The 25,329-nt window shown below is 71.2% G+C and carries 22 protein-coding genes; 16 read left to right on the top strand and 6 right to left on the bottom strand.

The window, feature by feature from the left end; genetic code table 11:
- Nucleotides 1-62 precede the first annotated feature (62 nt).
- From KVT44_RS35405 to dapD, 3 genes are all read left to right on the top strand, one after another.
- The gene (locus KVT44_RS35405; RefSeq protein ID WP_060902166.1) at nt 63-383 is read left to right on the top strand and encodes a multidrug efflux SMR transporter; all 321 of its coding nucleotides are present in this window, start codon (nt 63-65) and stop codon (nt 381-383) included.
- Nucleotides 383-922: a TetR/AcrR family transcriptional regulator gene (locus KVT44_RS35410; RefSeq protein ID WP_190170298.1), complete on the top strand. Its 540-nt coding sequence runs from the start codon at nt 383-385 to the stop codon at nt 920-922. Before KVT44_RS35405 ends, KVT44_RS35410 begins: the two co-directional genes overlap by 1 nt.
- Before the next feature lie 147 nt (nt 923-1,069).
- On the top strand, nt 1,070-2,059 hold the full coding sequence (dapD, locus tag KVT44_RS35415) for a 2,3,4,5-tetrahydropyridine-2,6-dicarboxylate N-succinyltransferase (RefSeq protein ID WP_217571482.1): 990 nt from the start codon (nt 1,070-1,072) through the stop codon (nt 2,057-2,059).
- A 169-nt stretch (nt 2,060-2,228) separates the two neighbouring features.
- Here dapD and KVT44_RS35420 read toward each other — a convergent pair whose 3' ends face one another.
- Nucleotides 2,229-2,585 carry a hypothetical protein gene (locus KVT44_RS35420; RefSeq protein WP_217571484.1) on the bottom strand — a complete coding sequence of 119 codons (357 nt, stop codon included), beginning with the start codon at nt 2,583-2,585 and terminating at the stop codon, nt 2,229-2,231.
- A 286-nt stretch (nt 2,586-2,871) separates the two neighbouring features.
- Between KVT44_RS35420 and KVT44_RS35425 the strand changes: the two genes are divergently transcribed.
- Nucleotides 2,872-3,249, top strand: a complete 378-nt coding sequence (locus KVT44_RS35425) for a DUF1330 domain-containing protein (protein ID WP_217571486.1) — start codon at nt 2,872-2,874, stop codon at nt 3,247-3,249.
- 23 nt (nt 3,250-3,272) lie between these two features.
- On the opposite strand, the gene helR is transcribed toward KVT44_RS35425, so the two are convergent.
- Nucleotides 3,273-5,441 (bottom strand): RNA polymerase recycling motor ATPase HelR, encoded by a 2,169-nt coding sequence (gene helR, locus KVT44_RS35430; protein ID WP_217571488.1) that lies wholly within the window; start codon nt 5,439-5,441, stop codon nt 3,273-3,275.
- 1,083 nt (nt 5,442-6,524) lie between these two features.
- Here helR and KVT44_RS35440 point away from each other — a divergent pair.
- Both KVT44_RS35440 and KVT44_RS35445 read left to right on the top strand, forming a co-directional pair.
- Nucleotides 6,525-7,085 (top strand): SigE family RNA polymerase sigma factor, encoded by a 561-nt coding sequence (locus tag KVT44_RS35440; protein ID WP_190170406.1) that lies wholly within the window; start codon nt 6,525-6,527, stop codon nt 7,083-7,085.
- Nucleotides 7,082-8,284, top strand: coding sequence for a WD40 repeat domain-containing protein (locus KVT44_RS35445; RefSeq protein WP_217571490.1), 1,203 nt, complete (start codon nt 7,082-7,084; stop codon nt 8,282-8,284). Before KVT44_RS35440 ends, KVT44_RS35445 begins: the two co-directional genes overlap by 4 nt.
- Here KVT44_RS35445 and dapA read toward each other — a convergent pair whose 3' ends face one another.
- Complete coding sequence (gene dapA / locus KVT44_RS35450) at nt 8,285-9,211, bottom strand: 4-hydroxy-tetrahydrodipicolinate synthase (protein ID WP_217571492.1); 927 nt, start codon at nt 9,209-9,211, stop codon at nt 8,285-8,287.
- Nucleotides 9,212-9,378: 167 nt separating this feature from the next.
- On the opposite strand from dapA, the gene KVT44_RS60185 reads away from it, so the two are divergent.
- The 4 genes from KVT44_RS60185 (at nt 9,379) to KVT44_RS35465 (ending at nt 11,673) form a co-directional block, all read left to right on the top strand.
- Nucleotides 9,379-9,513 carry a hypothetical protein gene (locus tag KVT44_RS60185; protein WP_268256010.1) on the top strand — a complete coding sequence of 45 codons (135 nt, stop codon included), beginning with the start codon at nt 9,379-9,381 and terminating at the stop codon, nt 9,511-9,513.
- On the top strand, nt 9,510-10,178 hold the full coding sequence (locus tag KVT44_RS35455) for a hypothetical protein (RefSeq protein ID WP_097284183.1): 669 nt from the start codon (nt 9,510-9,512) through the stop codon (nt 10,176-10,178). Before KVT44_RS60185 ends, KVT44_RS35455 begins: the two co-directional genes overlap by 4 nt.
- An 80-nt stretch (nt 10,179-10,258) precedes the next feature.
- Nucleotides 10,259-10,918 (top strand): helix-turn-helix domain-containing protein, encoded by a 660-nt coding sequence (locus KVT44_RS35460; protein ID WP_217571494.1) that lies wholly within the window; start codon nt 10,259-10,261, stop codon nt 10,916-10,918.
- A gap of 20 nt (nt 10,919-10,938) precedes the next feature.
- Complete coding sequence (locus tag KVT44_RS35465) at nt 10,939-11,673, top strand: SRPBCC domain-containing protein (RefSeq protein ID WP_217571496.1); 735 nt, start codon at nt 10,939-10,941, stop codon at nt 11,671-11,673.
- 91 nt (nt 11,674-11,764) lie between these two features.
- Here KVT44_RS35465 and KVT44_RS35470 read toward each other — a convergent pair whose 3' ends face one another.
- The gene (locus KVT44_RS35470; RefSeq protein WP_217571498.1) at nt 11,765-13,591 is read right to left on the bottom strand and encodes an endonuclease/exonuclease/phosphatase family protein; all 1,827 of its coding nucleotides are present in this window, start codon (nt 13,589-13,591) and stop codon (nt 11,765-11,767) included.
- 521 nt (nt 13,592-14,112) lie between these two features.
- On the opposite strand from KVT44_RS35470, the gene KVT44_RS35475 reads away from it, so the two are divergent.
- From KVT44_RS35475 to KVT44_RS35495, 5 genes are all read left to right on the top strand, one after another.
- Complete coding sequence (locus KVT44_RS35475) at nt 14,113-15,540, top strand: hypothetical protein (protein ID WP_217571500.1); 1,428 nt, start codon at nt 14,113-14,115, stop codon at nt 15,538-15,540.
- 853 nt (nt 15,541-16,393) lie between these two features.
- A complete protein-coding gene (locus KVT44_RS35480; RefSeq protein WP_099923332.1) occupies nt 16,394-17,845 on the top strand; it encodes an alkaline phosphatase PhoX in 1,452 nt (483 codons plus the stop codon).
- Between the two features lie 483 nt (nt 17,846-18,328).
- Nucleotides 18,329-19,912, top strand: a complete 1,584-nt coding sequence (locus tag KVT44_RS35485) for a TROVE domain-containing protein (protein WP_217571502.1) — start codon at nt 18,329-18,331, stop codon at nt 19,910-19,912.
- A gap of 84 nt (nt 19,913-19,996) precedes the next feature.
- Entirely contained in the window at nt 19,997-20,647 is a 651-nt protein-coding gene (locus KVT44_RS35490; RefSeq protein WP_099923334.1) for a GntR family transcriptional regulator, read from the top strand.
- 13 nt (nt 20,648-20,660) lie between these two features.
- Nucleotides 20,661-21,677, top strand: a complete 1,017-nt coding sequence (locus tag KVT44_RS35495; RefSeq protein ID WP_217571504.1) for a 1-aminocyclopropane-1-carboxylate deaminase — start codon at nt 20,661-20,663, stop codon at nt 21,675-21,677.
- Nucleotides 21,678-21,724: 47 nt separating this feature from the next.
- Here KVT44_RS35495 and KVT44_RS35500 read toward each other — a convergent pair whose 3' ends face one another.
- The gene (locus KVT44_RS35500; RefSeq protein WP_217571506.1) at nt 21,725-23,176 is read right to left on the bottom strand and encodes an MFS transporter; all 1,452 of its coding nucleotides are present in this window, start codon (nt 23,174-23,176) and stop codon (nt 21,725-21,727) included.
- 137 nt (nt 23,177-23,313) lie between these two features.
- Here KVT44_RS35500 and KVT44_RS35505 point away from each other — a divergent pair, with 137 nt between their 5' ends.
- On the top strand, nt 23,314-23,880 hold the full coding sequence (locus KVT44_RS35505) for a TetR/AcrR family transcriptional regulator (RefSeq protein WP_190170311.1): 567 nt from the start codon (nt 23,314-23,316) through the stop codon (nt 23,878-23,880).
- 181 nt (nt 23,881-24,061) lie between these two features.
- Here KVT44_RS35505 and KVT44_RS35510 read toward each other — a convergent pair whose 3' ends face one another.
- Nucleotides 24,062-25,258: a TerD family protein gene (locus KVT44_RS35510; RefSeq protein ID WP_217571635.1), complete on the bottom strand. Its 1,197-nt coding sequence runs from the start codon at nt 25,256-25,258 to the stop codon at nt 24,062-24,064.
- Nucleotides 25,259-25,329: the final 71 nt, after the last annotated feature.

A 25,329-nucleotide genomic window follows, 5' to 3' on the forward strand; every position in this document is an offset into this window, starting at 1 on the left:
TGTGGCGAGGGGCTCGCGCTCCTTGTGTACGTGCGTACGCATCGATGCGTACACTCGTACACATGGGATACGCACTGCTCGCCGGAGCCATCGCCTCCGAGGTGGCCGCCACGACCGCCATGAAGTACAGCGAGGGCTTCAGCAGGCTCTGGCCCTCGCTGGTGACCGTCCTCGGATACGTCATCGCCTTCGTGCTGCTCGCGCAGTGCCTCAAGACCGTCCAGGTCGGCACGGCCTACGCGATCTGGGCCGGCGCCGGCACCGCCGTCATCGCCGCGATCGGCATGGTGTTCCTCGGCGAGGCGCTCAGCTTCACCAAGGTCGCCGGGATACTGCTGATCATCGGCGGGGTCGTGGTGCTGAACCTCGGCGGGGCCCACTGATGGCGGCGCGCCGCTACGACCCCGAGCGGCGGCAGCGGATCATCGACGCGGCGATCCGGGTCGTGGGCGCCAAGGGACTCGCCGGGCTGAGCCATCGCACCGTCGCAGCCGAGGCCGATGTGCCGCTCGGCTCCACCACGTACCACTTCAAGACCCTCGACGAGCTCATGGTCGCCGCGCTGCGCCAGGCGAACGAGGGCTTCGCCAAGGTGATCGCCGCGCGCGGCGCGCTGGAGGACCCCCGGGCCGACCTCGCCGGCGAACTCGCCGGACTGATGGGGGAGTGGCTCGCGGGCGACCGTACGGGGGTGGAGCTGGAGTACGAGCTCTACCTCGCGGCGCTGCGCCGCCCCGCCCTGCGCCCCGTCGCGGCCGAATGGGTCCAGGACCTCGCCCAACCCCTCGCCCGCCGCACCGACCCCGTCACCGCGAGGGCGCTGGTGGCACTGGTGGACGGGATCTGTCTGCAGGTGCTGCTGACGGGGGCCTCGTACGACGAGGAGTATGCGCGGGAGGTGTTGGGGCGGGTGATCGGCTGAGGGGAGGGCTCGGCGCGGGGGGACGCGCGGGGTGCGAGGGCGGGGTCCTGCCGTGCGTCCCGCAGAGGAGCGTACGGGGCGCCCGGCACGTGAGATGGCGGGTGTACCGGTTCGCTCGTGCGCCCCGGGCCGCGTTAGGTTTCACCCATGACCGACACGACTGCTACTCGCACCACCGGCGCCGTCGCCGCCGGCCTCGCCACGCTCACGGCCGACGGCACCGTCCTCGACACCTGGTTCCCCGCGCCCGAGCTGTCCGCCGAACCCGGCCCGGCCGGCACCGAGCGGCTGTCCGCCGAGCGTGCCGTCGAGCTGCTCGGCGAAGGCGCCGCCAAAGCCATCGGGCCCGACGCCCGCCGGGGCGTCGAAGTGGTCGCGGTCCGCACGGTCATCGCCTCACTGGACGAGAAGCCGATCGACGCGCACGACACCTACCTGCGCCTGCACCTGCTCTCGCACCGCCTCGTGAAGCCGCACGGCCAGAGCCTGGACGGCATCTTCGGTCACCTCGCCAACGTCGCCTGGACCTCGCTCGGCCCGGTCGCCGTGGACGACGTCGAGAAGGTGCGCCTCAACGCCCGCGCCGACGGCCTGCACCTCCAGGTGACGTCCATCGACAAGTTCCCGCGCATGACGGACTACGTCGCCCCCAAGGGCGTCCGGATCGCCGACGCCGACCGCGTCCGGCTCGGCGCGCACCTCGCCGAGGGCACCACCGTCATGCACGAGGGCTTCGTGAACTTCAACGCGGGCACGCTCGGCACGTCGATGATCGAGGGCCGCATCTCGGCCGGTGTCGTGATCGGCGACGGCTCCGACATCGGCGGCGGCGCCTCCACCATGGGCACCCTGTCCGGCGGTGGCAACGTCCGCATCACCATCGGCGAGCGCTGCCTGATCGGCGCCGAGGCGGGCGTCGGTATCGCCCTCGGCGACGAGTGCGTGGTCGAGGCGGGGCTGTACGTCACCGCGGGCACCCGCGTGACCATGCCCGACGGGCAGATCGTCAAGGCCCGCGAGCTGTCCGGTGCGTCGAACATCCTCTTCCGCCGCAACTCGGTGACCGGAACCGTCGAGGCGCGGCCGAACAACGCGGTGTGGGGCGGCCTGAACGAGATTCTGCACAGCCACAACTGATCATCGGCGGCCGTGACCTGCGGCCGCCTCCTCGACCAACGCCCTGACCTGCTGCCGAGCTGTCGGCAGCTGTCGACGTTGGTCACCATCGAGCGCCCTTCCACGGCCCCAGGACGGCAGGGAGGGCGCTCGCTGCCGCTCCATGGCCGACGCGCCTGTCCACGACGTCCTACCGCTCTTCGCCGGGCGGGAGCACCAGCTGATCTTTCAACGCCGCGTATGCGCGCTCGACCTCGCCCAGGTACTGCTCCAGGCGGAAGTGAGCCTCCTCGACAACTGTGCCATCGAGGCCCGGGTACATCAGGTCGGACCAGATGACCGTCTCGCCCCGGAGCCGGACCCGGACGGTCAGCCTGTCCGGCCCCGGCTCGGGCCGCTCCTGGGCCGCCACATCCACGTTGCACGGCATGTCCGTCGGACAGAGCGGTCCGCCCGGGCGGAGCAGTCGCCTCGGATCGAGGCCGGCCATTCTGCTGTCGCTGCGCGCGACCACGTCGAGGCCGTCGACGAAGAGGTATGTGTGCACGGCAGCACACGCCGGCGGCCCAGGACACGCGCTGATGAGCAGCGTGCTCGCCGCACCGTCGCTTCGCCCGACGGGCACGGTGGCCCTCAGCTCGCGCGGGGACCTACGCGGCATCCGCCTGATGTGACGTCATGGGCCGATCCTATCGGCCACCCCGCACCAGCACGGAAGAGCGCGTGCAGCCCGTGCTGCGGGCGGGGTCCGCTTACCTCTCAGGTCATCGACCGGGGTGCGCCCGCATGCCAGGCTTCCAGCGTACGGAGCCCGACCGACCGGAAGGACCACGATGCCCGCCTACGCCATTGCCCACCTGCAAGAGGCCGCTCCGCACCCGGAGATCGCCGAGTACATCGAGCGCATCCCCACCACCTTCGAGCCGTACGGCGGACGCTTTCTCGTGCACGCCGCGCAGCACGAGGTGAAGGAGGGCAGTTGGCCCGGGCACGTCGTCGTGATCGGGTTCCCGGGGATCGCCGAAGCGCGGGCCTGGTGGGACTCACCCGCATACCAGGAGATCGCACCGCTGCGGTCGCGGCACATCGAGGGCGAGATCATTCTGGTCGAAGGCGTCCCCGAGGGCTACGACCCGACCGCCACCGCAAAGGCGATGCGGGAGGCCCTGCCTGCGGAGCAGCCCTCGGGCTGGGCCGGCGCGCCCTGTTGATCGTCGGTGTCGAAGCGGCTTCATCAGCTTGTGAGGATGACGAGTTGCCGGGTCGCTCGGGTCATCGCGACATAGCGGTCGACCGCTCCTTCGATGCCGTCGCCGAACGCCTCCGGATCGATGAGGACGACCAGGTCGAACTCGAGCCCCTTCGACAGCTCCGGGGTCAGCGAACGGACACGGGACGTCGTCGGGAATGAGGGATCGCCGATGACGCAGGCGATCCCGTCGGCGTGCGTGGCGAGCCAGGTGTCGAGGATCGAGCTCAGATCCGCGGCGGATCCGTGGACGACGGGAACGCCGCCGCTGCGGATGGAGGTCGGCACATTGGCGTCCGGGAGCACGGCCCGGATGACCGGCTCGGCCTCCGCCATGATTTCTTCCGGCGTCCGGTAGTTGATGCCCAGGGAGGCCGACTCGATCCGGTCGAGCCCGATCCGCTCGAGCCGTTCCCGCCACGACTCCGTGAACCCGTGCCTGGCCTGGGCACGGTCCCCGACGATGGTGAAGCTCCGGGACGGGCACCGCAGCAGCAGCATCTGCCACTCCGCGTCGGTCAGCTCCTGGGCCTCGTCCACGACGATGTGCGCGAACGGGCCCGCCAGCAGGTCCGGTTCGGTGCCGGGCAGCGCGGACTCGTCGACCAGGGTGTCCCGCAGATCCTGTCCGTGCAGCATGCCCAGCGCGCCCTCGCTCTCGTCGATCACGACGTTCTGCAGCAGGCTGTCGATGACGTCGGCCCTGCGCGCGCGTTCGGCGGCCACGGCGGCTTCGTTGCGACGCTTGCGCCGCGCCGCCTCCGGGTCGCCGAGCCGCTGCCGTGCCGCGTCCAGGAACGGCAGGTCGGACACCGTCCAGGCCTGGGCGTCCTCGCGCTGCAGTGTCCGGACCTCGTCGGGGCCGAGCCAGGGTGCGCACTTGCGCAGGTAGGCGGGTACCGACCACAGATCTGAGACGAGGTCGGCCGCTTCGAGCAGCGGCCAGGCGCGGTTGAAGGCCAGGAGCAGCTCCCTGTTCCGCCGCAGCGACGTGCGGAGCAGGTCGGCCGAGACGTCGTCGTCATGTGCCGAGGCGTCGTCGTGCCTGTCCACCAGGATCGTGAGCAGCTCCTCCCAGACCTGGTCGCGGGCCTCGTTGTGCGGAGTACCGGGTTCCGCCGCTTCGAACGCCATGGCCCAGTCGTCGGCGCTCAGCCAGATGTCGGACCAGTGGGTCGTGACCGTCATGCCCTTGGTGGGCGGCTCCTCGTAGAACCTGACGGCCGTCTCGATCGCCTTCACCAGGTTCGCGGACGACTTCAGGGCGGCCACGTCCGGGTCGGCCTCGATCGTCGCCGCGGCCCCCTCGGTGACGAGGTCCCGCAGGACGCAGGTCTGCACGCCCTCCTCTCCGAGGCTGGGCAGGACGTCGGCGACGTACGCCAGGTAGGGCCGGTGCGGACCGACGAACAGCACGCCGCCCCGGCGGTGACCGAGGCGCGGGTCGGAGTGGAGGAGGTAGGCGGAGCGGTGCAGGGCGACGACCGTCTTGCCCGTACCCGGGCCGCCGTCGACGACGAGAGCGCCGCGTGATCCCGCGCGGATGATGGCGTCCTGGTCGGCCTGGATGGTGCCGAGCACGTCGCGCATCCGCCCCGACCGGTCGCCGCCCAGGCTGGCGATGAAGGCGGACTGGTCGTCGAGCGCGGCGTGCCCGGCGAACCCGTCCGAGGTGAACACCTCGTCCCAGTAGTCGCCGATCCGGCCGCGCGTCCAGCGATACCTGCGGCGGCTCGCCAGCCCCATCGGGTTGGCGTGGGTGGCTCCGAAGAACGGCTCGGCGGCGGGGGAGCGCCAGTCGAGCAGCAGCCGACGACCCGTGCTGTCCGTAAGGCCGAGTCGTCCGACGTACACGGGCTCGGGGCTGTCCGCGCCGACCATGTGCCCCAGGCACAGGTCCAGACCGAAGCGACGCAGTGCGCGCAGGCGAGCGGTCAGCCGGTGGATCTCGATGTCCCGGTCCATCGCCTGCTGGCCGAGGCCGCCGGGCGCCCTGCGCGCGGCGTCGAGGCGTTCGGTCAGCTCGGCGATCGACTCCTCCAAGCACTCCGCGAGAGCCGCGAAGTGCCGCTCGTCGCCGGCGATCAGCGTCGGGTCGGCCTTGGCGGAGAGACGGTCGGGAAGGTCGAACGCGCTGGTGGTCAGGGGGTTCACGTCGTTGGCTCCGAATCCTGCGAAGGTGAGGTCGCTCGTGACCCTTGCGCGCGGCAAGGCGTCCGGACCGGTGTGTGCGGGTTGTCGTGTGCGGGGTCCTGACAGGGCGGTCCCGTGTGGCTCATGCGGACATGCGCGGCTTTTCCCGGCCGGTCATGCCGATCACGTCGATCATGTCGAGGAGAAGCTTCGCGGCCCCCGTCGCCCCGTCGGTGCGGATCGTGGCGGCCACGGCCTCGCTCGTGCGCGGGTCTCGGGGCCAGAACCGTCCTGAGCGCGGCCGACAGGGACTCGAAGGTCGGAGCCGGACCGTCGTGGGCCACGCCGATGCCCAACTCGGCGACCTGTGCGGCCCAGTACGGCTGGTCCACGATCTGGGGTACGACCACCTGGGGCGCGCCGGCCCGGGCGGCCGTCGCCGAACGGATGGAAGCACGTGAACACGTGGCGGAGGCCCAGTTTCTCGGCCGCCGAGCGCGCGTCGGCCGGCATCAGACCGGTCGCCGCCAGCGCGTCACACCCCTCGGCCGCCGCGGTGAGCGTCTTGTACCTCGCGGCGACCAGCTCGGGCGCGAGCCGGAACGCGGTCGCTGCCGACGGCGGGCTCTCGCCGGTCACCACCGAGCGCACCGACGGGCCGAGCGGCACGAGCGGCACGCCGACCCGAGCCGGCAGCGCCACGAACCCCTCGTCCGGCGGCGCGCACACCCGCACGTCCGCGCCGAGTTCCCGCAACCCCATCGCCAGTCCCGCCAGCGGTTCGGCGTCCCCGCGCGATCCCCACGTCGACAACAGCACCCGCACTTCGCGACTCCCCGTTCCGCAGATTCCGGCCTCGGCCGGAGATTCTGCGGCACGACGGGGGCCTTGCCGCAAGCCCCCCGGTGCGCTATAAGTTGAAAGTGGCAAGGAGTGGGTCATCACTTCCTTGCCTCTTTCTTTTGCCGTCGTCTTTTGTCGTCCGCCGTGGAATTGATCGTGGCCCCGGGGCATAGCGGCGGGCGGTCACACGCGTCACAAGGGGATACAGGGGCGGGCCGTCAGGGCCGTCGGAGCAGACCCTCGGGGAAGACGTAGGTGACGATGGATGCCGAAGCGCAGAAGAGCTTCCGGGAGTTCGTGGCGAATCGGTCGTCCACGCTGTTGAGGACGGCCGTGCTGCTCAGCGGCGGCGACCGGCACGCCGCCGAGGATCTGCTGCAGAACGCCCTGATCAAGACCGCGGGGCGATGGCACCGGATCGACGAACCCGAGGCGTACGTACGGCAGGTCCTGTACCGCCAGCAGGTGAGCCGCTGGCGGCTGAAGTGGCCCCGGCGCGAGTTGAGCGTCGCCGAGCCGCCCGAGGGCGGGTTCCACGACGCGGACGCCTCGTCCGCCGCGGAGTTGCGGGTCGTGATGCGGGGGGCGCTGGCCCGGCTCACCGCCCGGCAGCGCACCGTGCTCGTCCTGCGCTATTTCGAGGACCTGCCCGAGGCCGACGTGGCCCGCCTCCTCGGCTGCTCCGTCGGAACCGTACGGTCCACCACCCACCGCTCGCTCGCCCGGCTGCGCACCCTCGCCCCCGAACTGGCCGCACTCGGCCGGGGCGACGACGAGCGGCCGTCGTCCCGTGACTTCTCACCGCTGGAGGTGCGCCCGTGAACGTCGACGACCTCGTCCGAGACTCCTTCCACGAGCAGGTCGCGGACCTCGCCCCGCCGCCCGTGGACTTCGCCGACCGGGTACTGGCCGTCCGACGGCGCCGCCGGACCCGCACGATCGCGTCCGCCGCCGTGGCCACCGCCGCCGCGGTCGCCGTCGCCGTCGCGATGCCCGTGCTGGGCACCGGCAAGGACGACGTGCGCCCGGCGAACGTCCTGAACGAGAACGACATCATCGCCCACCCCGGCCAGACCCCACCGCGCGACCTGATCGCGGCCGGGGGAGTCGCGCTGGCCGCGTACTACACGGAGACGAACGTCAAGTTGTCGGCCACGCACCACGTCGGCGTCCGTACGTACTGGCTCCTCGACGCGCGCACCCGTACGTACGAGAAGACGAAGTGGTCGTTCGTGGCGGTCGCCCCCGGCCTGCGGACCGCCGCCGTCCTGGAGCGGACACTGCCCGCCAAGCGGATCGGTCTGCTCAACCTGCTCACCGGCAAGGTGGAACGCTGGATTCCGGTCGACCACACCGTCGGAGCGGTCGCGTTCTCGCCCGACGGCCGCAAACTCGTCGCGACGACCTACAAGAAGAACCCCGATCTGCATGTCACGCCGAAGGACGGTCAGGGCAGCCCCTGGCCGAACTTCCAGGAGCCGGGCCGGACCGGCTTCTACGTCGTCGATGTCGCTTCCGGTGAGGCGGCGTCCTGGAACGAGGTGTCGCCCGGCGACGGCAGCGGCCTCAACGACCGCCAGGACTTCGGCTTCAGCCACGACGGAAAGCTGGTCTACACCGGGTTCACCACGACACCGGGCCAGTACTTCTACGACTTCCGGGGCCACCAGGTTCAGGCACCCGCGAACGAGAAGCACCTGCCCTGGTACGTCGACGCGCGGCTGTCCCCGGACGGCAGGCGCGCCGCGGGCGACTTCGCGGGCGGCGCGGAGAACACCGCCTCCGCGATCCTGGACCCCGTCACCGGCGGGCGGATCACGACCGTACGCGGGCAGGAACTGCTCGCCTGGGTCGACGACAAGCGCCTGATCGCGTGGGACATCACGCCGGGCTCGAACGAGTTCCACAACCGGCTCGTGGTCGTCGCCCTGGGCAGCGACAAGGAGGTACCGCTGAGCGGATTCCGGGGCGGCCGGGACGGCGCGGCCGGGCGCTGGACACCGGTCTTCGCCAGGCGCTGATCAGGCGGCCGTCAACTCCTCGTACGCCGCCAGCAGTCCGTCGGTCACCTCCCGGCCGGCGGGCCGCAGCGGCGGGCGGACCGGACCCGCGGGCAGGCCGAGCCGGCCGAGCAGGGCCTTGGCCGTGACCGTGCCGGGCAGGCCCGACGACATCATCAACTCGATGAGCGGGACAGCGCGTTGTTGCCGACGGGCCGCCTCCGCCGTGTCCCCCGCCTCGAACGCGTCGAGGATCGCGCGGAAGGAGCCCGGGGCGGCGTTCGCCACCGTGCTGATGTAGCCGGTCCCGCCGACCGCCCGCAGCGCGAGCACCTGCTCGTCGCAGCCCGCGTAGTACGCCAACTCCGTGCGGGCCAGCACCTTCTGGGTGCCGAGGAGGTCGTACGCGCAGTCCTTGACGGCGACGATCCGGGGGTGCTCGGCGAGCCGGATCAGGGTGTCGGGCTCGATGCGGGTGCCGGTGCGGCCGGGAATGTCGTACAGCGTGAGCGGCAGTCCGGTGGCGTCGGCGATCTCCCGGAAGTGGGCCTCGACGGCGTCCTGCGGAGGCCTGCTGTAGTACGGCGTCACGACCAACAGGCCGTCCGCGCCCGCCTTTTCGGCCGCCAGGGCCAGTTCGACGGTGTGCCGCGTGTCGGCGGTGCCGACGCCCGCGACGATCGCGGCCCGGTCGCCGACCGCCTCGCGCACGGCGCGTACGAGCGCGGACTTCTCGGCGTCGGTCGTGGTCGGGGACTCGCCCGTGGTGCCGGACAGGACCAGGCCGTCGCAGCCCGCGCGGACCAGCCGGTCGGCGAGCCACGCCGCCCCGTCGAGGTCGAGCGCGCCCGCCTCGGTGAAGGGCGTGACCATCGCGCAGAGCGCACGGCCGAAGGGAGGGGTGGGGGAAGAAGCGGGGGGAGGGGGGGAGGGGGCTGAGGTCGTCATACGAGTAGTCTCGGCAGCTCCACTGTGAAGCTCCACTTAATTCTTCTACGAGGTAAAGGAAAGCGTTGCTATCAGGTCGCCGCTTTCGCGAGGCCCTGGTGCCAACCCGGCCCCTCATGGGTCACCATGGCGGGGACGGAAGTCGACGGCAGATCGCGGGAGGCGTCATGAGGCTGGGCAAGGCACTCGCCACCGGAGTCGCGGAAGAGCGGACTCGCGCGGACGAAGACAATCTCCAACTTCCCGAGGAAATCGAGGAGCTGGAGGCGTCCGTGCCCGAAGAGGTCCCGGTCGCCCGATGAGGCTGCGGCTCCCCGAGGAACGCCCGACGGAGCCGCCGACCGGATACAAGATCGCCCACCCGGTGCTGTCCCAGGACGGCACCCGGGCCGGGTTCACCGGCGTCTCGCTGGGCGGCGCGGTGCCGTACGGAGTGCTGGACGAGGCGCGCTGCGTCTACGGGCTGCGGCACCGGGCGCCACACCGCCGCTGCGACTGCGGCTTCCACTGCGTGCACGACTCGGCCACGGCCGAGGCCATGCTCTGCACCGCCGAGCACCGGGCGGCCGTCCTCCTGGAGGTCTCCGTCCTCGGCGCCTACATCCGCTTCGAACAGGGGTTCCGCTACGCCCGCCAGCGGGTGCGGAGCGCGACGGTCGGTCCCTGCGCCTGCGGTGCGGTGGCCGCCGCGCTCGCGGACGCGGGCTGGGGGCGCCCCGGCTGGCGCGCCCTCGCGGCGGCCTGCGCGGGCTGTGTACGCGGTCGTACGTCCCTGTCGTTGGCGGGGTTCGCGCGGCTGGCCGGTGACGGGCTGCGGGTCCGCGCCGGGAGCGGGGCCGTGGTCGGGGATCTGCCCGCCGGGCTCGGGGTGTCCGAACTCGTGGCCGAGGCGGCACTGCTGCAGGCCCGGCTGGACTGGTTCCAGACCCAACTGGCACGTCTCGACGAGGGTGGGCCGCAGGGCTGAGTCCCCTTCGCCGGCAACTCGACTTCTCCGACAACTCGACCCGTCTGGACAAAAAAAATGTTCGGTGAGACGGTGGAGTCATGTTGGACGTGACCGTGATCGAGGACGCCGAGGCGGCCGCCGTCTCGCTTGACCCCATACGGGCCCGGCTGCTGGCCGAGCTGGCCGCCGGACCCGCGTCGGCCGCCATGCTGGCCGGAAAGGTCGGACTGCCGCGGCAGAAGGTGAACTACCACCTGAAGGCGCTGGAGCGGCACGGCCTGGTCGAGCTCGCGGGCGAGCGCCGCAAGGGCAATGTCACCGAGCGGCTGATGCGCGCGACGGCGGCGTCGTACGTCATCTCGCCGCTCGCCCTCGCCGCCGTGCAGCCCGACCCGGACCGCTTCCGGGACCAGCTCTCGGCCCGCTGGCTGCTCGCCGTCGGTGCCCGGCTGGTCCGGGACGTGGGGGCGCTGATCACCGGCGCGGCGAAGGCCCGCAAGCGGCTCGCGACCTACGCGCTCGACGGTGAGGTGACCTTCGCCTCCGCCGCCGACCGCGCCGCGTTCATCGAGGAGCTGACGCAAGGGGTCGGCGCGCTCATCCGCAAGTACCACGACGGGAACGCGGAGGGCGGGCGCGACCACCGGATCGTCGTCGCCGTCCACCCGACGCTCAAGCCGGAAGCCATCGCCAAGCCGGAAGTCACCGCCGAGCCGGAAGCCATCGCGGTGGACTCGACCCCGCCCGGCCAGGACTGAACCACAGGAGAACCACCACCATGTCCAAGGAATTCGAGATCGCCCGCGAGTTCGAGGTCGACGCCACCCCGGAGCAGATGTGGGAGGCGATCACCACCGGTACCGGCGGCTGGCTGTGGCCGATGGAGTTCGAGCCGCGTCAGGGCGGGACCGGGCCGTTCGGCTCCACGCTCACCAACTGGGACCCGCCGCACCGTCTCACCAGCCTGGTCGAGGACGTCGAGGGCATCTCCCAGCAGACCCTCAACCAGATCGACGAGACCATCGAGCCGCGCGACGACGGCCGCCGGTCCTGGGTGCGGTACGTGCACAGCGGCATCTTCGTCGAGGACTGGGACAACCAGTACGACGGCGCGAGCAAGCACACGGACTTCTATCTGCACACCCTGCGCCAGTACGTGACGCACTTCGCGGGGCGCCCGGTCGCCTTCGCCACCTTCGACGGGCCCGGCGCGTCCACGGCGTCCGACGCCTTCGCCGCCGTCGGGCGGGCGCTCGGCCTCGCGGACGACACGGCCGAGGGCGCGCGGGTGCGGGCCCGGGGACCCGAGGGGCAGCTCCTCGACGCCGTGGTCGACTACCGCAACCCGTACTTCATCGGGCTGCGCACCGACAACGCCCTCATCCGCTTCTTCGGGCGCAACCACTGGGGCGCCCCCGTCGGCATGAGCGTCCACGACTTCGCGTCCGACGCCGACGCCAAGCACAACGAGACCGCCTGGAAGGGCTGGCTGAACGAGACGTTCGCCGCCTGACATCGGGCAAGGGAAGAGCCCGGCCCCCCGGACGACGGGGCCGGGCTCTTCCCTTTTCGGGGCTGTGGCCTCATCCACAGCCCCTACAGGCCTACGGCCGGAACCGCAGTACCTGCGGGTCGTGGTCGCTGATCTGGTCGGAGAACTCCGAGTTGACGTGCACGCTGTCGTAGTCGAGGTCGCAGCCCTCGCGAATCGACGGGCTGACCAGGATCTGGTCCAGGACCTGCTGGTTGCCCTGGTAGTCGTACGTGTAACGCTCGCTCTTCGGCAGCGACTTGATCGCCGACCAGAGCTCGCCGTCACCCTCGAGGATCTTGGTGGTGTCCGAGAACTCGAAGTCGTTCATGTCGCCGAGGGCGAGCACGTCGGCGTTCTTCTGCGCCTTGAGGATCTCGTTGACGAAGGAGTTCACCGCCGTCGCCTGCAGATGACGCTGGGTCTCCGAGCTGCGGGCCGGGGGCTGGTACTGCGCGGTCAGACCCTGGTCACCGCCCTTGGAGTTGAGGTGGTTGGCGATGACGAAGACCGTCTTGCCACGGAAGACGAACTCGCCGGCCAGCGGCTTGCGGCTGGACGTCCAGGCCGTGTTGGCCGGGTCGATGCGGCCGGGGGAGGCCGTCAGCTGGGCCTTGCCGTGCACCTTGGTGACACCGACGGCGGTCGTCGAGTCGCCGCCCGCGCGGTCCGTGAAGGAGACCCGCTCCGGGTTGAAGAGGAAGACCTGGCGGATGTTGCCGCCGGGCTCGCCGCCGTCCTTGTCGTTGACCGGGTCTATGGAACGCCAGTCGTACTTCGGGCCGCCCGCCGCGACGATCGCGTCGATCAGCTTGTTCACCGTCTGGTCGGCGGCGACCGTGCCGTCGTCCGTGGCGCCGTTGTTGTCCTGGATCTCCTCCAGGGACACGATGTCGGGCGACTGGAGGTTGTTCACGATCGCGGCCGCGTGGGCGGCGAACGTGCCGTCGCCCGGGTCCAGGTTCTCGACGTTGTACGTCGCCACGGCCAGCTCGCTCCGCGACTGCTTGCGGGTCGTCTCGCGCTTCAGGTCGCCCTTCTCCAGGGTGCCCAACTGGCTCGCGACGAGCGTGTAGCCGCCGAACTGGTTGTAGTCGAGCGGGCCCGCGGTGGTGCCGGCGAGCTTGTCGCCGACGTTCGCGACGGGGAAGTCGGCGGTCGAGCCGAGGGACTGGATCTGCAGGCGTCCGGTGTTCTGCGAGGTGTACGCGCCGTAGATCGTGCCGCCGCGGCGGGTGACGTTCTCGTGCGGCTTCACCGTGACCCACAGCTCGCTGTACGGGTCGGTGGCGGTGACCACGCGGGTGTCGGCGACCTGGACGTTCATGCCCTCGAGGGACTCGTAGTAGTCCAGGGCGTACTTCGTCGGCTCCAGGGTGAGCGCGTTGATCGAGCCGCTCGCGGCCGTGTCGCCGGCGGGGGTGTAGGCGGCCGGCACGGAACGGCTGTCGATGACCGTGGGCGCGGGGACCGCGTTGCCGGACGACAGCACCGTGATCGTCGGCTTGGTGATCTCCGTCAGCGACTGGTTGCCGGAGGAGGCGCCGCCGGGCACGTACTCCGAGACGGTGCCCGTGACGGTGACCGAGTCGCCGACGGCGACCTTCGGGGTGGAGCTGGTGAAGACGAAGACGCCCTCACTGGTGGCCGGGTCGTTGTCCGGGGTCGGGTCCTGGATCCAGAAACCCCGGGACGAACCGTAGGTCCGCAGGGCCGTGACGATGCCCGCCACGTCCGTGACCTTCTGGCCCGCGTAGGGGGACGTCCGGGTGGTGCCCTGGATGTCGTGGATGTGGACGGTGTCCGCGTGGGCGGGTGCGGTCAGCACCACGGCGGAGACGGTGGAACAGACCGCGGCTACGGTCAGCGCGCCGATGCGCGCGGTTCTCTTGCTCGGCAAGGGAATCCCTCCGGGGACTTACATGAGCGCCGGGACGAGGGTGGAGCGTGTGGTGGTAGCGCGACCTGTGTGCGGGTCGGTGACGCGCGTAGAAGCTGGTGAGACGGGTGCCTCTTTGAACTTCTACGCGCGTCAATCTCGTGTGTGGGAAGGGGAGTTGTCAAGGATGGAGTGATGTACAACTCCTGACAGGGACATGAACCGGGCGGCATGGGTGGAAATCCGTCTAGGCTGAGCCGTCGACACGGCTTTCCGGTGTGGCGTCCGGATCCTCGGGTCCGGAGGCGGTTCGCGGGCGCGCCGGATGTCCTGCGGGGCGATGTCCTTACGGGCTCGGTGGGCGTTCTGCCGGACCCCGGTGGATGTCACGCTTGTTCCGCTCGTCATGCTTGTTCTGCTTGTACTGCGTTTCCTGCTTGTCATGCTTGGTCGGTCCCGCCGGTCGGGTCGCCCGGTTCCGCTCGTTCGGGCCGTTCGATCCCGCTGTTCGGGTCCTGATTGTTCGGAGGAGAACCCAGCCGATGTCAGAGAGCTCCCCCTTGCCGCCGGTGCGGCTGACTTCCGAAGCGGAGCTGGCGCGGGACGCGCTCGCCACACCGCTGCTCTCCCGCGCCGCACGGCTGGCCCGCTGGGCCGGCCCGGACACGCGGGTCGGCGCCGGGGGCGAACTCGTCGAGGAACAGCTTCCCGGGGCGGCCGACGCGCTCGGGCTCACCGGCGACGACGCGGCGGCGACGGCCAGTGAGGCCTGGCGGGTGGCCGTCGACACCGGGCTCGTCGAGATCGTGGACGAGGAGGAGGGCACGGTCGCCGCGGGCGCGGACCTCGCGCTGCTCACCTCCGGAGCGCCGCAGGACGTCCTCGGGGTGTGGCTCACCGCCCTGGAGACCGTTCTGGCCGACGCGAGCGTGCCCGACCTCGACGACCTCGTCGACGCGATGGACGGCGGCGGGGAGATCGACTTCTCCTCGCTGGACTGGGACCCCGAGGCCGAGGCCGAGTTCCTGGACGGAGTGCTCGGCAATCTGTACCTGCTGACCGTGAGCGAGGGCGGGGCCGGCGAAAGCCCCGTACCGCTGCCGGCCCTCGCCGCGTCCATGATCGTGCCGGACGACATGGGGGAGCCGACCAACGACGTACTGGAGCAGGTGTCGGACGCGATGATGCGGCTCGACGACCAGTTCCGGCTGCTCGAACCCGTCGGCCTCGTCGACTTCCAGCCGGTCGACGAGACACTGATGGCGGACACCGACGAGGAGTCCTCGGCCGCCGCCGACGAGGCCGACGTGTCGCGGTACGGGATGGTACGGCTGACACCGCTCGGCCTGTACGGGCTGCGGGCGCGGCTGCTGGAGTCCGGCCTCACCGCCCCCGCGGTGGGCGACCTGGCGGACAAGGGCGCGGACGCGCTGCTGGACGGCACCGCCGCCTTCCCGCCGACCGCCGCCCGGGCAGAGACCGAGCAGTGGCTCGCCCGGCGTGAACCCCTGGCCGCCGCACGGGAGTTGCTCGCCGCGGCGCGCGGTGGTGACGCCGGGGCGCCGCTGCGCCGGCTGCACTGTCAGCAGGCGCTCTCGCTCGTCGGCCTGGCGGCCGAGCCCGCGCTGCGCGAGGTCCTCGACGACGCCGAACTGGGCGGACTCGCCCGGGTCTGGCTCTCCGAACACGGCGCCGCCGATGTGCCCCCGCCGTCCGAGGCGATGATCTTCTGGCTCACCATCGACACGATCGCCGCGCAGCTCGCCGCCGAGGGCAACTCCGCCGAGCTGCAGGGGCTGGTCGAGGGCCTCGCCCAGCAGCACGGCGGCTTCTTCGCCGCGGCCTGGCGCGTCGACCACCCGGCTACCCCGGACGTCCTGGAGGCGATGGGCCGCCTCCACCCCGACAAGAAGGTCGCCAAGGAGGCCCGCAAGGCCGCGTTCAAGGCACGCTCACAACAAGGGGGTTGAGCGGGCCGGGACCGGTCGCGGGGGCCCTTGCCCCCCGGCCCCGAGGGGCGCTCGTTCCGCGGCCCCGACGGGCTTCGCCCGTTCTCGGGCCTCGGGAGGGGCGCTTCCCCGGCCCGGGCGGGGTTTCGCCTGTCCCCCGGTCCCGAGGGGGCGCTCGTTCCCCGGCCCCGGGAGTGGCGTCCGTTCCTCGGCCCCGGTGGGGCTTCGCCCATTCCTCGGCCTCGGGAGGTTTCGCCCGTTCTCCAGTCCCGGCAGGGGCGCTTCCTCGGCCTCGGGGGGCTTCGCCTATTCCTCGGCCCCGGTGGGGTTTCGCCCGTTCCCCGGTCCCGAGGGGGTGCTCGTTCCTCGGCCCCGAAGGGTTTCGCCCGTTCTCCAGTCTCGGGAGGGGCGCGCTTCCCCGGCCCCGGTGGGGTTTCGCCCGATCCTCAGCCCCGAGGGGGCGCCCGTTCCTCGGCCTCGGTGGGGCTTCGCCCATTCCTCGACCTCGGGGGGCTTCGACCGATCCCCAGCCTCGGGAGGGGCGCTTCCCTGGCCGCGGGGGGGGCTTCGCCTATTCCTCGGCCTCGGGGGGCGCCCGATCCCCAGCCCCGAGCGGGCGCTCGTTCCCTGGCCCCGAGCGGGCGCTCGTTCCCCGGCCCCGGGAGGGGCGCTCGTTCCCGGTTCCGGAGGGGCCGGCCCGTTCCCCCGTCCGGAGGACTTTTGGTCCCTGTGGCTGAGTCCTTACGGATTCATGGAACCGAGTGCGGTGAAGTCGCCCGGTGTTCAACCGGCGTTCAGGCGTGGGCGGGACGGTGTGGCCGCAATGCCCTCGGCCACCCTCCACGGTCATCCTCCACCGTCACGGGAGACACCCATGTCGCTCACCCGCAGGGACTTCGCCGGTCGATCCGCGCTGACCGGCGCCGGTATCGTCCTGGCCGGCAGTGTCGGCGCCCTCGCCACCGCTCCGAACGCCCTCGCGTCCACCGACACCGAGAGCGTGGGGGAGGACGGCAAGCCGACGGACCGGCACGGCGGAGTCGGCTACGGACCGCTGGTCCCGGACCCGAAGGGCCTGCTCGCGCTGCCCGCCGGATTCTCCTACCGCGTCATCACCTACAGCGGCCGTACCAAGCTGGACTCGGGCGAGTTCACGCCGTCCAACCACGACGGCACCTCCACCTTCGACGGGCCGCGCGGCGCCACCCTCCTCGTCAACAACCACGAGCTCAAGGGCCCCCGCGCCGGCTGGAAGTACCCCGTGCCGCTCACCGAGGGCCTGGTCTACGACCCGGCCGCGTCCGGCGGCTGCACGGTCGTCGAGGTGCGCCACGACAAGGTCGCCGAGTGGGTCGGCGTCGCGGGCACCTCCACCAACTGCGCGGGCGGCAACACCCCTTGGGGCACCTGGCTCACCTGCGAGGAGACCGAGGACAAGGCCGGCCAGAACGGCATGACCAAGGACCACGGTTACGTCTTCGAGGTCGACCCCGTCGACCGCCGCCGCAACCGGAACCCCAAGCCGATCAAGGCGCTCGGCCGGTACGCCCACGAGGCCGTCGTCGTCGACCCCAAGCGCGGCCGCCTCTACCTCACCGAGGACGCCTCGGGCCCCAACGGCCTCCTCTACCGCTGGACGCCCCCGCAGGGCTTCGAGCACGGCCACGGACAGCTCGCCACCCTCGCCGACGACGCCGGCGCCCTCCAGGCCTTCAAGTGCTTCGACTCCGGCGGCCGGTTCATCGACGACCTCTCCCGCGCCACGAAGATCGGCACGGTGTACGGCGTGGACTGGGTCGACGTCCCGGACCGTGACGCGAAGACCGTCTCCGTCCGCAAGCAGTTCACCGACGGCCAGGTCACCCGCGCCCGGAAGCTCGAAGGCATGTGGTGGGGCGACGGCGGCACGTACATCGTCTCCTCGTACGCCCGTGAGGAGAGCCCCGTCCAGCACGACGGCGCCGTCTGGTTCTACGACCCCAAGCGCCGCACCCTGACCCTCAAGGTCCTGCTCGGCGTGAACCCCGACCCGTCCAAGGACGGCGCCTTCGACGGCCCCGACAACATCACCGTCTCCCCCTACGGCGGCCTCGTCATCGCCGAGGACGGCGAGGGCGTCCAGCACCTCTTCGGCGCCACCGACAGCGGCCGTACCTACCCGATCGCCCGCAACGAACTGAACATCGGGACCGAAGCCGAGCCGGCCTACAGCGAGTTCACCGGCGTCACCTTCTCGCCCGACGGCAGGACCCTCTTCGCCAACATCCAGGAGCCCGGCATCATGCTCGCCATCACCGGCCCCTGGAAGCGCCAGAAGCGCGGGTAGTTAATTCAATGGCTCGAACCGCGGCCGCCCTCCTAAAGTGATGCATGTCCAGGTGCGAAGGCAGGACCTACTTCCACTGATAATGGGGCGGCCGCGGGTTCGAGTCCCGCCACCGGTACAACGCGCCGGTGTAGCTCAGGGGTTAGAGCACCTACGTCGGTTCCGCCGGCCTTGAACTCTGGACACCACAACTTCATGCACCTCCCGGTGCGCGGGCTGCGGCTACTTCTCTCTCAAAGAATCCACGCCGCCGCCGACTTGACCTCGGGAGGCGCAGCTCATGGTGGGTGCCCGGTGCGCAGGCAGCGGATACTTCGGGACACGGTATGTTGCGGGTTCGAATCCCGTCATCGACTCCGGGTCGATGTGGCGGAACTGGCAGACGCGCCGGGTGAATAGGAACCGTCGCCGACTCCTGATCTCGGGCCCCCTCCATTTGCTGTGCCTCCCTCCGAAATACTCATGAATTCGGGGGAATTCACCATGGCACGCTTCAACACCCGTGCGGCGAAGGCGCAGCCGACCTCCCGCGTGACGTCCACCGGCCGCGTGCTGCGCACGCACCAGGGCGGCCGCGGCCAGGAGCGCGACGCGCGCTCCGAGCTCTTTCTGCTGGCCATCGCCAACTTCGTCTCGCAGAACACTTTCTACGAGACCGGCGAGGCCCGCGACGACCGGTTCGCCGCCCTCGTGCGCGAGCTCGCCGTCGCCGACCCCTCGTGGACGGCCGCCCTGCTGGGTTGGCTGCGCGGCGAGGGCAACCTGCGGACGGCCTCGCTCGTGGGCGCCGCCGAGTACGTGAAGGCACGCCTCGACGCGGGCGCCACCGACGGCCCCGCCAACCGCCAGGTCATCGCCTCCGTGCTGCGCCGCCCCGAGGAGCCCGGCGAGCTGCTCGCCTACTGGACCTCCCGGTACGGCCGCAACGTGCCCAAGCCCGTCAAGCGGGGCATCGCCGACGCCGTACGCCGGCTCTACGGCGAGAAGTCGCTGCTGAAGTACGACACGGCGGGCAAGGGCTACCGCTTCGGCGACATCCTCAACCTGGTGCACGCGGCGCCCGATCCGGCGAAGCCGTGGCAGGGCGACCTGTTCCAGTACGCCCTCGACCGGCGGCACCACCCGGACACGGCCGTGGTGCCCAAGTCGCTGCCCGTCGTGGTGGCTCACCGTGACCTGATGGCGCTGCGGCCCGCCAAGCGGCGCAAGGTCGTGACCGGCGCGCACGGTGCGCGGCGCCTCGCGGAGGCGGGGATGACGTGGGAGGCGCTGGCCGGCTGGCTGCAGGGCCCGATGGACAAGGCGGCCTGGGAGGCCGTCATCCCGTCCATGGGCGCGATGGCACTCGTACGCAACCTGCGGAACTTCGACGAGGCGGGAGTGAGCGACGAGGTGGCGGCTCAGGTCGCCGCCAGGATCAGCGACCCGGCGGAGGTGGCGCGCTCGCGGCAGTTCCCCTTCCGCTACCTCGCCGCGTACCAGCACGCGCCCTCGCTGCGCTGGTCGTACCCGCTGGAGCAGGCGCTCGGCCACTCGCTGGCGAACGTGCCGGCGCTGCCCGGACGCACGCTCGTGCTCGTCGACCGGTCCGGGTCGATGTTCTACTCGCGGCTGTCGGAGCGCTCGGAGCTCAACCGGGCCGACGCGGCGGCGATCTTCGGAACGGCGCTCGCGCTGCGGGCGGCGGACGCGGATCTCGTCGAGTTCGGCACGAGCAGCAACCGGGTGAAGTTCACGAAGGGCGAGTCGGTGCTGAAGGTGCTGGAGCGCTTCGGCGACCTCGGCGGCACCAACACGAGCGAGGCGGTGCGCGCGCACTACAGGAAGCACGACCGGGTGCTCATCGTCACCGACGAGCAGGCCACCTACAGCCACTACGGCGACCCGACCGAGCAGGTCCCGGCGCACGTCCCGGTCTACACCTGGAACCTGGCCGGCTACCGGGCGGGCCACGGCCCCTCCGGGAAGGCCAACCGGCACACCTTCGGGGGCCTCTCGGACGCGGCTTTCCGGATGGTTCCCCTGCTGGAGTCGGCGCGCGACGCCGACTGGCCGTGGGCCGGATAGCCGAGCGCGCGTGAGAGCGGCCCGTACTTCGGTACGGGCCGCACTCTTGTGCGGAACGGGAACTGATATCTAACATTTCAGTTCATGGAGGCGATACGACCCGTGCGCCGGACCCTGCTGAGGGACCGCGCGTACGAAGCGATACGGGACGCCATCGTGGCCGGTGAGCTCGCGCCGGGCGCGGTGGTGCGCGACGCCGGGCTCGCCGAGCTGCTCGGGCTGTCGCGTGCGCCGGTGCGCGAGGCCTTCTCCCGGCTGGTCGACGAGGGGCTGCTGGAGTCCAAGCCGCAGAGCTACACGCGGGTGACCCCCCTGGTGGCCGCTGATGTACGGGACGCGGCGGCCGTGGTCGGCGCCATGCACGAGCTGGCCGCGCGCACGGCGGTGCCCCGGCTCCAAGCGCCGCACATCGAGGTGATGCGCGAGGCCAACGTGCGCTTCGCGGACGCTGTGCGCGCCGGTGACGTGGACGCCGCTTTGATGGCCGACGACGAGTTGCACGACGTATTGGTACGGGTGAGCGGCAATCGTGCCGCAGCTGCCACCGTCGCCCGCTACACCCCGCTGATCCGCCGTCTGGAACGGCGCCGCTTCGGTGAGGGCGGCAACTGCCGTTCGGCGGGCCTGCACGACGAGCTGATCGACGCCTGCGCCGAACGGGACGTGGCCGGCGCCGTCCGCGTCACCGCGGAGATCTGGGGCGCGCTCGAAGACCTGGCCGATGTCGAACCCTGATGCGGGAGGACCCATGTCCCTTTCCTCGTACGAGCGTTACCCCCTGCTCTTCGGGCCCTCGCCCGTGCATCCGCTGGAGCGCCTGACCGAGCACCTCGGCGGTGCCTCCCTGTGGGCCAAGCGGGAGGACTGCAACTCCGGTGTCGCCTACGGCGGGAACAAGACCCGCAAGCTGGAGTACCTCGTCGCCGACGCGCTGGCCCAGGGCTGCGACACCCTCGTCTCGATCGGTGGCGTGCAGTCCAACCACACCCGCCAGGTCGCGGCCGTCGCCGCCCGCGCGGGGCTCAAGTGCGTGCTCGTGCAGGAGAGTTGGGTGGAGTGGCCCGACTCCGTGTACGACAAGGTCGGCAACATCCTCATCAGCCGCCTCGCCGGCGCCGACGTACGGCTCGTGCGGGCCGGGTTCGGGATCGGTTTCAAGGAGAGCTGGGAGCAGGCGCTGCGGGAGGTCGAGGAGGGCGGCGGCAAGCCGTACGCCATTCCGGCCGGGGCGTCGGATCATCCGCTGGGCGGTCTCGGGTTCGCCGGATGGGCCTATGAAGTGGCCGAGCAGGAGGCGGAGTTGGGCGTCTTCTTCGACACCGTCGTGGTGTGCTCGGTGACCGGGTCGACCCAGGCGGGCATGGTCGCCGGGTTCGCGGCCCTGGAGCAGGCGGGCGGGCGACCGCGGCGCGTCCTCGGGATCGACGCGTCGGCGGCGCCCGCCCGCACCCGTGAGCAGATCGCGCGGATCGCGCACGGCACCGGGCAGCTCATCGGCGTACGGAAGGAGTTGACGGAGGCGGACGTCGAGCTGGACGAGCGGTACCACGCGGGCACGTACGGGATTCCGGACGAGGCCACGCTGGAGGCGATGCGGCTCGCGGCGCGCACCGAGGGGATGGTCACCGACCCCGTCTACGAAGGCAAGTCGATGGCCGGGATGGTGGATCTGGTGGCGCGGGGGGAGATCGGGCGGGAGTCCACCGTGCTCTATGCCCACCTGGGCGGACAGCCGGCGTTGAACGCGTACAGCGCGTTGTTCTAGGTGCTGGGTTTCTTCAAGCGGTCTGCTCCTTTGGGTGGTGGATTTCCTCAGGCGGTGTGCTTCGGCCTGGTGTCTGTGATCACGAACGCCGACACCAGCAGGGCGGTCAGCGCGATCAGTGAGCCGATGCCGAACGCGCGGGCCGCACCCTCGGTGAGGATGTCGGACGGGGAGCCGTGCGCGTGCCGGGCCGCCGTGCCGAAGACCGTGACCAGGATGGAGAGGCCTAGGGTGCCGCCGAGCCACTGCAGGGTCTGCAGCAGGCCGGAGGCGGCGCCCGCCTCCCGTGGCTCGATGCCCGCGAGGATCGTCGCGTTGAGCGGCATGAAGCTCAGGCCGACGCCCAGGCCCATCAGCACCAGCGGGCCGAACAGGCCGGCGAGGTAGCCGTCGTCGGGTCGCAGTCGCCACAGCCACGCGGCCGCGACGACGAGCAGGGCCATGCCGGTGAGCAGCACCGGCTTGGCGCCGAGCCGCGCGAGCAGCCGGGGCACGAAGCGTACGACCGTGAACATCGCCAGGGTCATGGGCAGGAAGGCGAATCCCGCGCGGAGCGGGCTGTACCCCAGGACCTGCTGGCAGATCAGGGTGAGGAAGTAGAACGCGCCGAACATGCCCGCGGGCAGCAGCAGTACGCCCGCGTAGCCGCCCGCGCGGTTGCGGCTGGCGAACAGGCGCAGCGGCATGATCGGCTGGTCCGCGCGGGACTCGATCAACGTGAAGCCCACCAGCAGCGCCGTCGCCGAACTGAAGCCCAGCAGCGCCTGGGTGTCGGACCAGCCCTCCTCCGAGACCCGGATGAACGCGTACACCAGCGAGGTCATCCCGGCCGTGCCGGCGAGTGCCCCCGCCGCGTCGAACCGGCCCGCGTGGCGCGGGGTCTCGGTGACGAAGCGGGGCAGGGCGACGGAGACCGCGATGCCGATCGGTACGTTGATCAGCAGGGCCCAGCGCCAGGACGCCCAGGAGGTGAGCATGCCGCCGAGGACGAGGCCGATGGAGGCGCCGATGCCCGCCATCGACGCGTAGATGCCCAGGGCGTGGTGGCGGCGCGGACCGTCGGGGAAGTTCGTGGTGATCAGCGCGAGGGTGCTGGGCGCGGTGAGGGCGGCGCCGACGCCCTGCAGGGCGCGCGCGGTGAGCAGCCAGGCGCTTTCGGTGGCGAGCCCGCCGAGCAGGGAGGATCCGGCGAAGAGCAGGACGCCGATGGTCAGGGTGCGGCGGCGGCCCGCGATGTCGCCGACCCGGCCGCCGAGGAGGAGCAGGCCGCCGAAGGTGAGGGTGTACGCGTTGAGCACCCAGGACAGGCCGGTCGGGCTGAAGTGCAGGTCCTTCTGGATGTCGGGCAGTGCGACATTGACGACGGTGGAGTCCACGCCGACCATCAGGTAGGCGGTGACGATGACGAACAGGACGGCGCCGAGCCTGGCGGGTTGGGGTGGTGCGGAGAGAGCGTCGGTGGTGGTGGACGGTGCGGACGGGGTAGACGAGGTGGACACGGTGTTCTCCCGGTCTGGCGTCCCCGGACGAAGGTGCGTACGGGCAGCACGGACTGCCCGCGAGATAAGCGGGGACTGTCTCCGTTTAACCCTCGCTAAGATACGGAGGGGGTCCCCGGTTCGCAAGGAGTATCTGAATGACGCAGGTCAAGCCCATGCGCGCGGACGCTCGGCGCAACTACGAGCGGTTGCTGAAGGTGGCGGCCGAGGCGTTCGCCGAGCACGGGGAAGGCGCGTCGCTCGACGACATCGCCAAGCGGGCGGGCGTCGGGTCCGGCACGCTGTACCGGCACTTCCCGACGCGGCAGGCGCTGCTGGAGGCGGCGTACGTCGACCGGATCGAGGCGCTCGGGGCGCGAGCCGACGAGATCGCGAAGGAGCTGCCCCCGGGCGAGGCGCTGGCGGAGTGGCTCTACGAGCTGTGCGTCGGCACGATCCAGGTACGCGGAATGAAGGCCCTGCTGGGCTCGGCCGTCACGGACGGCAGCAGGGCCGCGCTCACGGCCTGCGGCACTTCCATGAAGGGGGCGGCGCAGCGGCTGGTCGAGGCGGCGCAGCGGGAGGGGACCCTGCGCCACGACATCGAGCCGATCGAGGTCCTGCGGCTGGCCCACGGGGTTTCCACGGCCTCGGAGCTGGCGAACGGTCAGGGCAAGCAGATCCGCCGGTATCTGTCCCTGCTGACGGAGGGGCTGCGGCCGTAGTGGCGGGTTCTTGGGCGGTGCGCTGTCCGCCGGTGGGTGGGTCGGGGCCGTGGCGGTACGTCGAGCCCGTCGCCGCTGGATCAGACGTGGGCCGGGCAAGGAAGCCGCTGCTCGATCCGGACGTAAGCGACGGGCTTGCGACGTACCGCCACGGCCCCTTCGGAGGGTGGGCGGATGCGGGTCAGAGGGACTGGGCCGCGGGCTTCACCATGCCGCGGACCGTACGGGACTTCACGAAGTCGCCCATCGCCGTCATTTCCCACTCGCCGGAGAACTGCTTGATCATCTTGGCCATCATCACGCCGGTCTGGGCCTCGGCGTTGGTGAGGTCGAAGCGGACCAGCTCCTCGTCGGTGGCGGCGTCCAGCAGGCGGCAGTAGGCCTTGGCGACCTCGGTGAACTTCTGGCCGGAGAAGGAGTTGACCGTGAAGACCAGGCCGGTGACGTCCTGGGGGAGTCGGCCGAGGTCGACCACGATCACCTCGTCGTCACCGCCGCCCTCGCCCGTGAGGTTGTCGCCGGAGTGCTTGATCGCGCCGTTGATGATGGACAGCTTGCCGAAGTAGCAGCTGTCGATGTGGTTGCGCTGCGGGCCGTAGGCGATGACCGAGGCGTCCAGGTCGATGTCCTTGCCGCGGTACGCCGGCTCCCAGCCGAGGCCCATCTTGACCTGGGAGAGCAGCGGGCGGCCGCCCTTGACCAGGGAGACGGTCTGGTTCTTCTGGAGGCTGACGCGGCCCTTGTCGAGGTTGATCTTCCCGGAGGCGGGGGGAGTGGGAGGGGCGGGCGGCGCGGGAGGGGCCGGCGGGGTCACGGGGGTTTGCATGGGGGGTGCGGGCGGGGCCGCGGGTGTGGCTACGGGCTGGACCGCCGGGGCGGGTGCCGGTTCCTCCACCGAGACGCCGAAGTCCGTGGCGATGCCCGCGAGGCCGTTCGCGTACCCCTGGCCGACCGCGCGGGCCTTCCAGGCGCCGTTGCGGAGATAGATCTCCACGACCACCAGTGCCGTCTCGGTGCCGAGCTGCGGGGGCGTGAACGAGCCCAGGACGCTGTTGTCGTCCGCGTTGCGGATCGTGGCCGTCGGTTCGATGCCCTGGAAGGTCTGGCCCGCGGCGTCCGGGCTCGCGGTGACCACGATCTTCTCGATGCCGGGCGGGACGGCGGCGGTGTCGACGGTGATCGCGTCGGGGGCCGCACCGCCGCCCGAGCGGTACGTCACGCCCGGTCCCGTCGGCTGGTTGTAGAAGATGAAGTCGTCGTCGGAGCGCACCTTGCCGTCGGCGGTGAGCAGCAGGCCCGATACGTCGAGCCGCACGGGGGCGGCGACGTCCACCGTCACGCGCGCGGCGGAGAGAGGGATGTTCGAGCCGGGGGTCATAGCTGTCATGCCTCGTGAACGAGCGAGACCATTTTGCCGTTCCCTTACCAAGCGGCCAATTGGCCCAGCCG

The organism is Streptomyces sp. GbtcB7 (assembly GCF_019091445.1).
GTDB classification, from domain to species: Bacteria; Actinomycetota; Actinomycetes; order Streptomycetales; family Streptomycetaceae; genus Streptomyces; species Streptomyces mirabilis.

Excerpts from the sequence above, each read along its gene's own strand:
- KVT44_RS35495 (WP_217571504.1), top strand. The coding sequence starts at position 20,661 with ATGTCCCTTTCCTCGTACGAGCGTTACCCCCTGCTCTTCGGGCCCTCG.
- KVT44_RS35485 (WP_217571502.1), top strand. The coding sequence starts at position 18,329 with ATGGCACGCTTCAACACCCGTGCGGCGAAGGCGCAGCCGACCTCCCGC.
- dapD (WP_217571482.1), top strand. The coding sequence starts at position 1,070 with ATGACCGACACGACTGCTACTCGCACCACCGGCGCCGTCGCCGCCGGC.
- KVT44_RS35405 (WP_060902166.1), top strand. The coding sequence starts at position 63 with ATGGGATACGCACTGCTCGCCGGAGCCATCGCCTCCGAGGTGGCCGCC.
- KVT44_RS35425 (WP_217571486.1), top strand. The coding sequence starts at position 2,872 with ATGCCCGCCTACGCCATTGCCCACCTGCAAGAGGCCGCTCCGCACCCG.
- KVT44_RS35505 (WP_190170311.1), top strand. The coding sequence starts at position 23,314 with ATGACGCAGGTCAAGCCCATGCGCGCGGACGCTCGGCGCAACTACGAG.
- dapA (WP_217571492.1), bottom strand. The coding sequence starts at position 9,211 with ATGACGACCTCAGCCCCCTCCCCCCCTCCCCCCGCTTCTTCCCCCACC.
- KVT44_RS35475 (WP_217571500.1), top strand. The coding sequence starts at position 14,113 with ATGTCAGAGAGCTCCCCCTTGCCGCCGGTGCGGCTGACTTCCGAAGCG.
- KVT44_RS35465 (WP_217571496.1), top strand. The coding sequence starts at position 10,939 with ATGTCCAAGGAATTCGAGATCGCCCGCGAGTTCGAGGTCGACGCCACC.
- KVT44_RS35460 (WP_217571494.1), top strand. The coding sequence starts at position 10,259 with ATGTTGGACGTGACCGTGATCGAGGACGCCGAGGCGGCCGCCGTCTCG.
- KVT44_RS35480 (WP_099923332.1), top strand. The coding sequence starts at position 16,394 with ATGTCGCTCACCCGCAGGGACTTCGCCGGTCGATCCGCGCTGACCGGC.
- KVT44_RS35455 (WP_097284183.1), top strand. The coding sequence starts at position 9,510 with ATGAGGCTGCGGCTCCCCGAGGAACGCCCGACGGAGCCGCCGACCGGA.
- KVT44_RS35510 (WP_217571635.1), bottom strand. The coding sequence starts at position 25,258 with ATGACCCCCGGCTCGAACATCCCTCTCTCCGCCGCGCGCGTGACGGTG.
- KVT44_RS35490 (WP_099923334.1), top strand. The coding sequence starts at position 19,997 with ATGGAGGCGATACGACCCGTGCGCCGGACCCTGCTGAGGGACCGCGCG.
- KVT44_RS35410 (WP_190170298.1), top strand. The coding sequence starts at position 383 with ATGGCGGCGCGCCGCTACGACCCCGAGCGGCGGCAGCGGATCATCGAC.
- KVT44_RS35440 (WP_190170406.1), top strand. The coding sequence starts at position 6,525 with ATGGATGCCGAAGCGCAGAAGAGCTTCCGGGAGTTCGTGGCGAATCGG.
- KVT44_RS60185 (WP_268256010.1), top strand. The coding sequence starts at position 9,379 with ATGAGGCTGGGCAAGGCACTCGCCACCGGAGTCGCGGAAGAGCGGACT.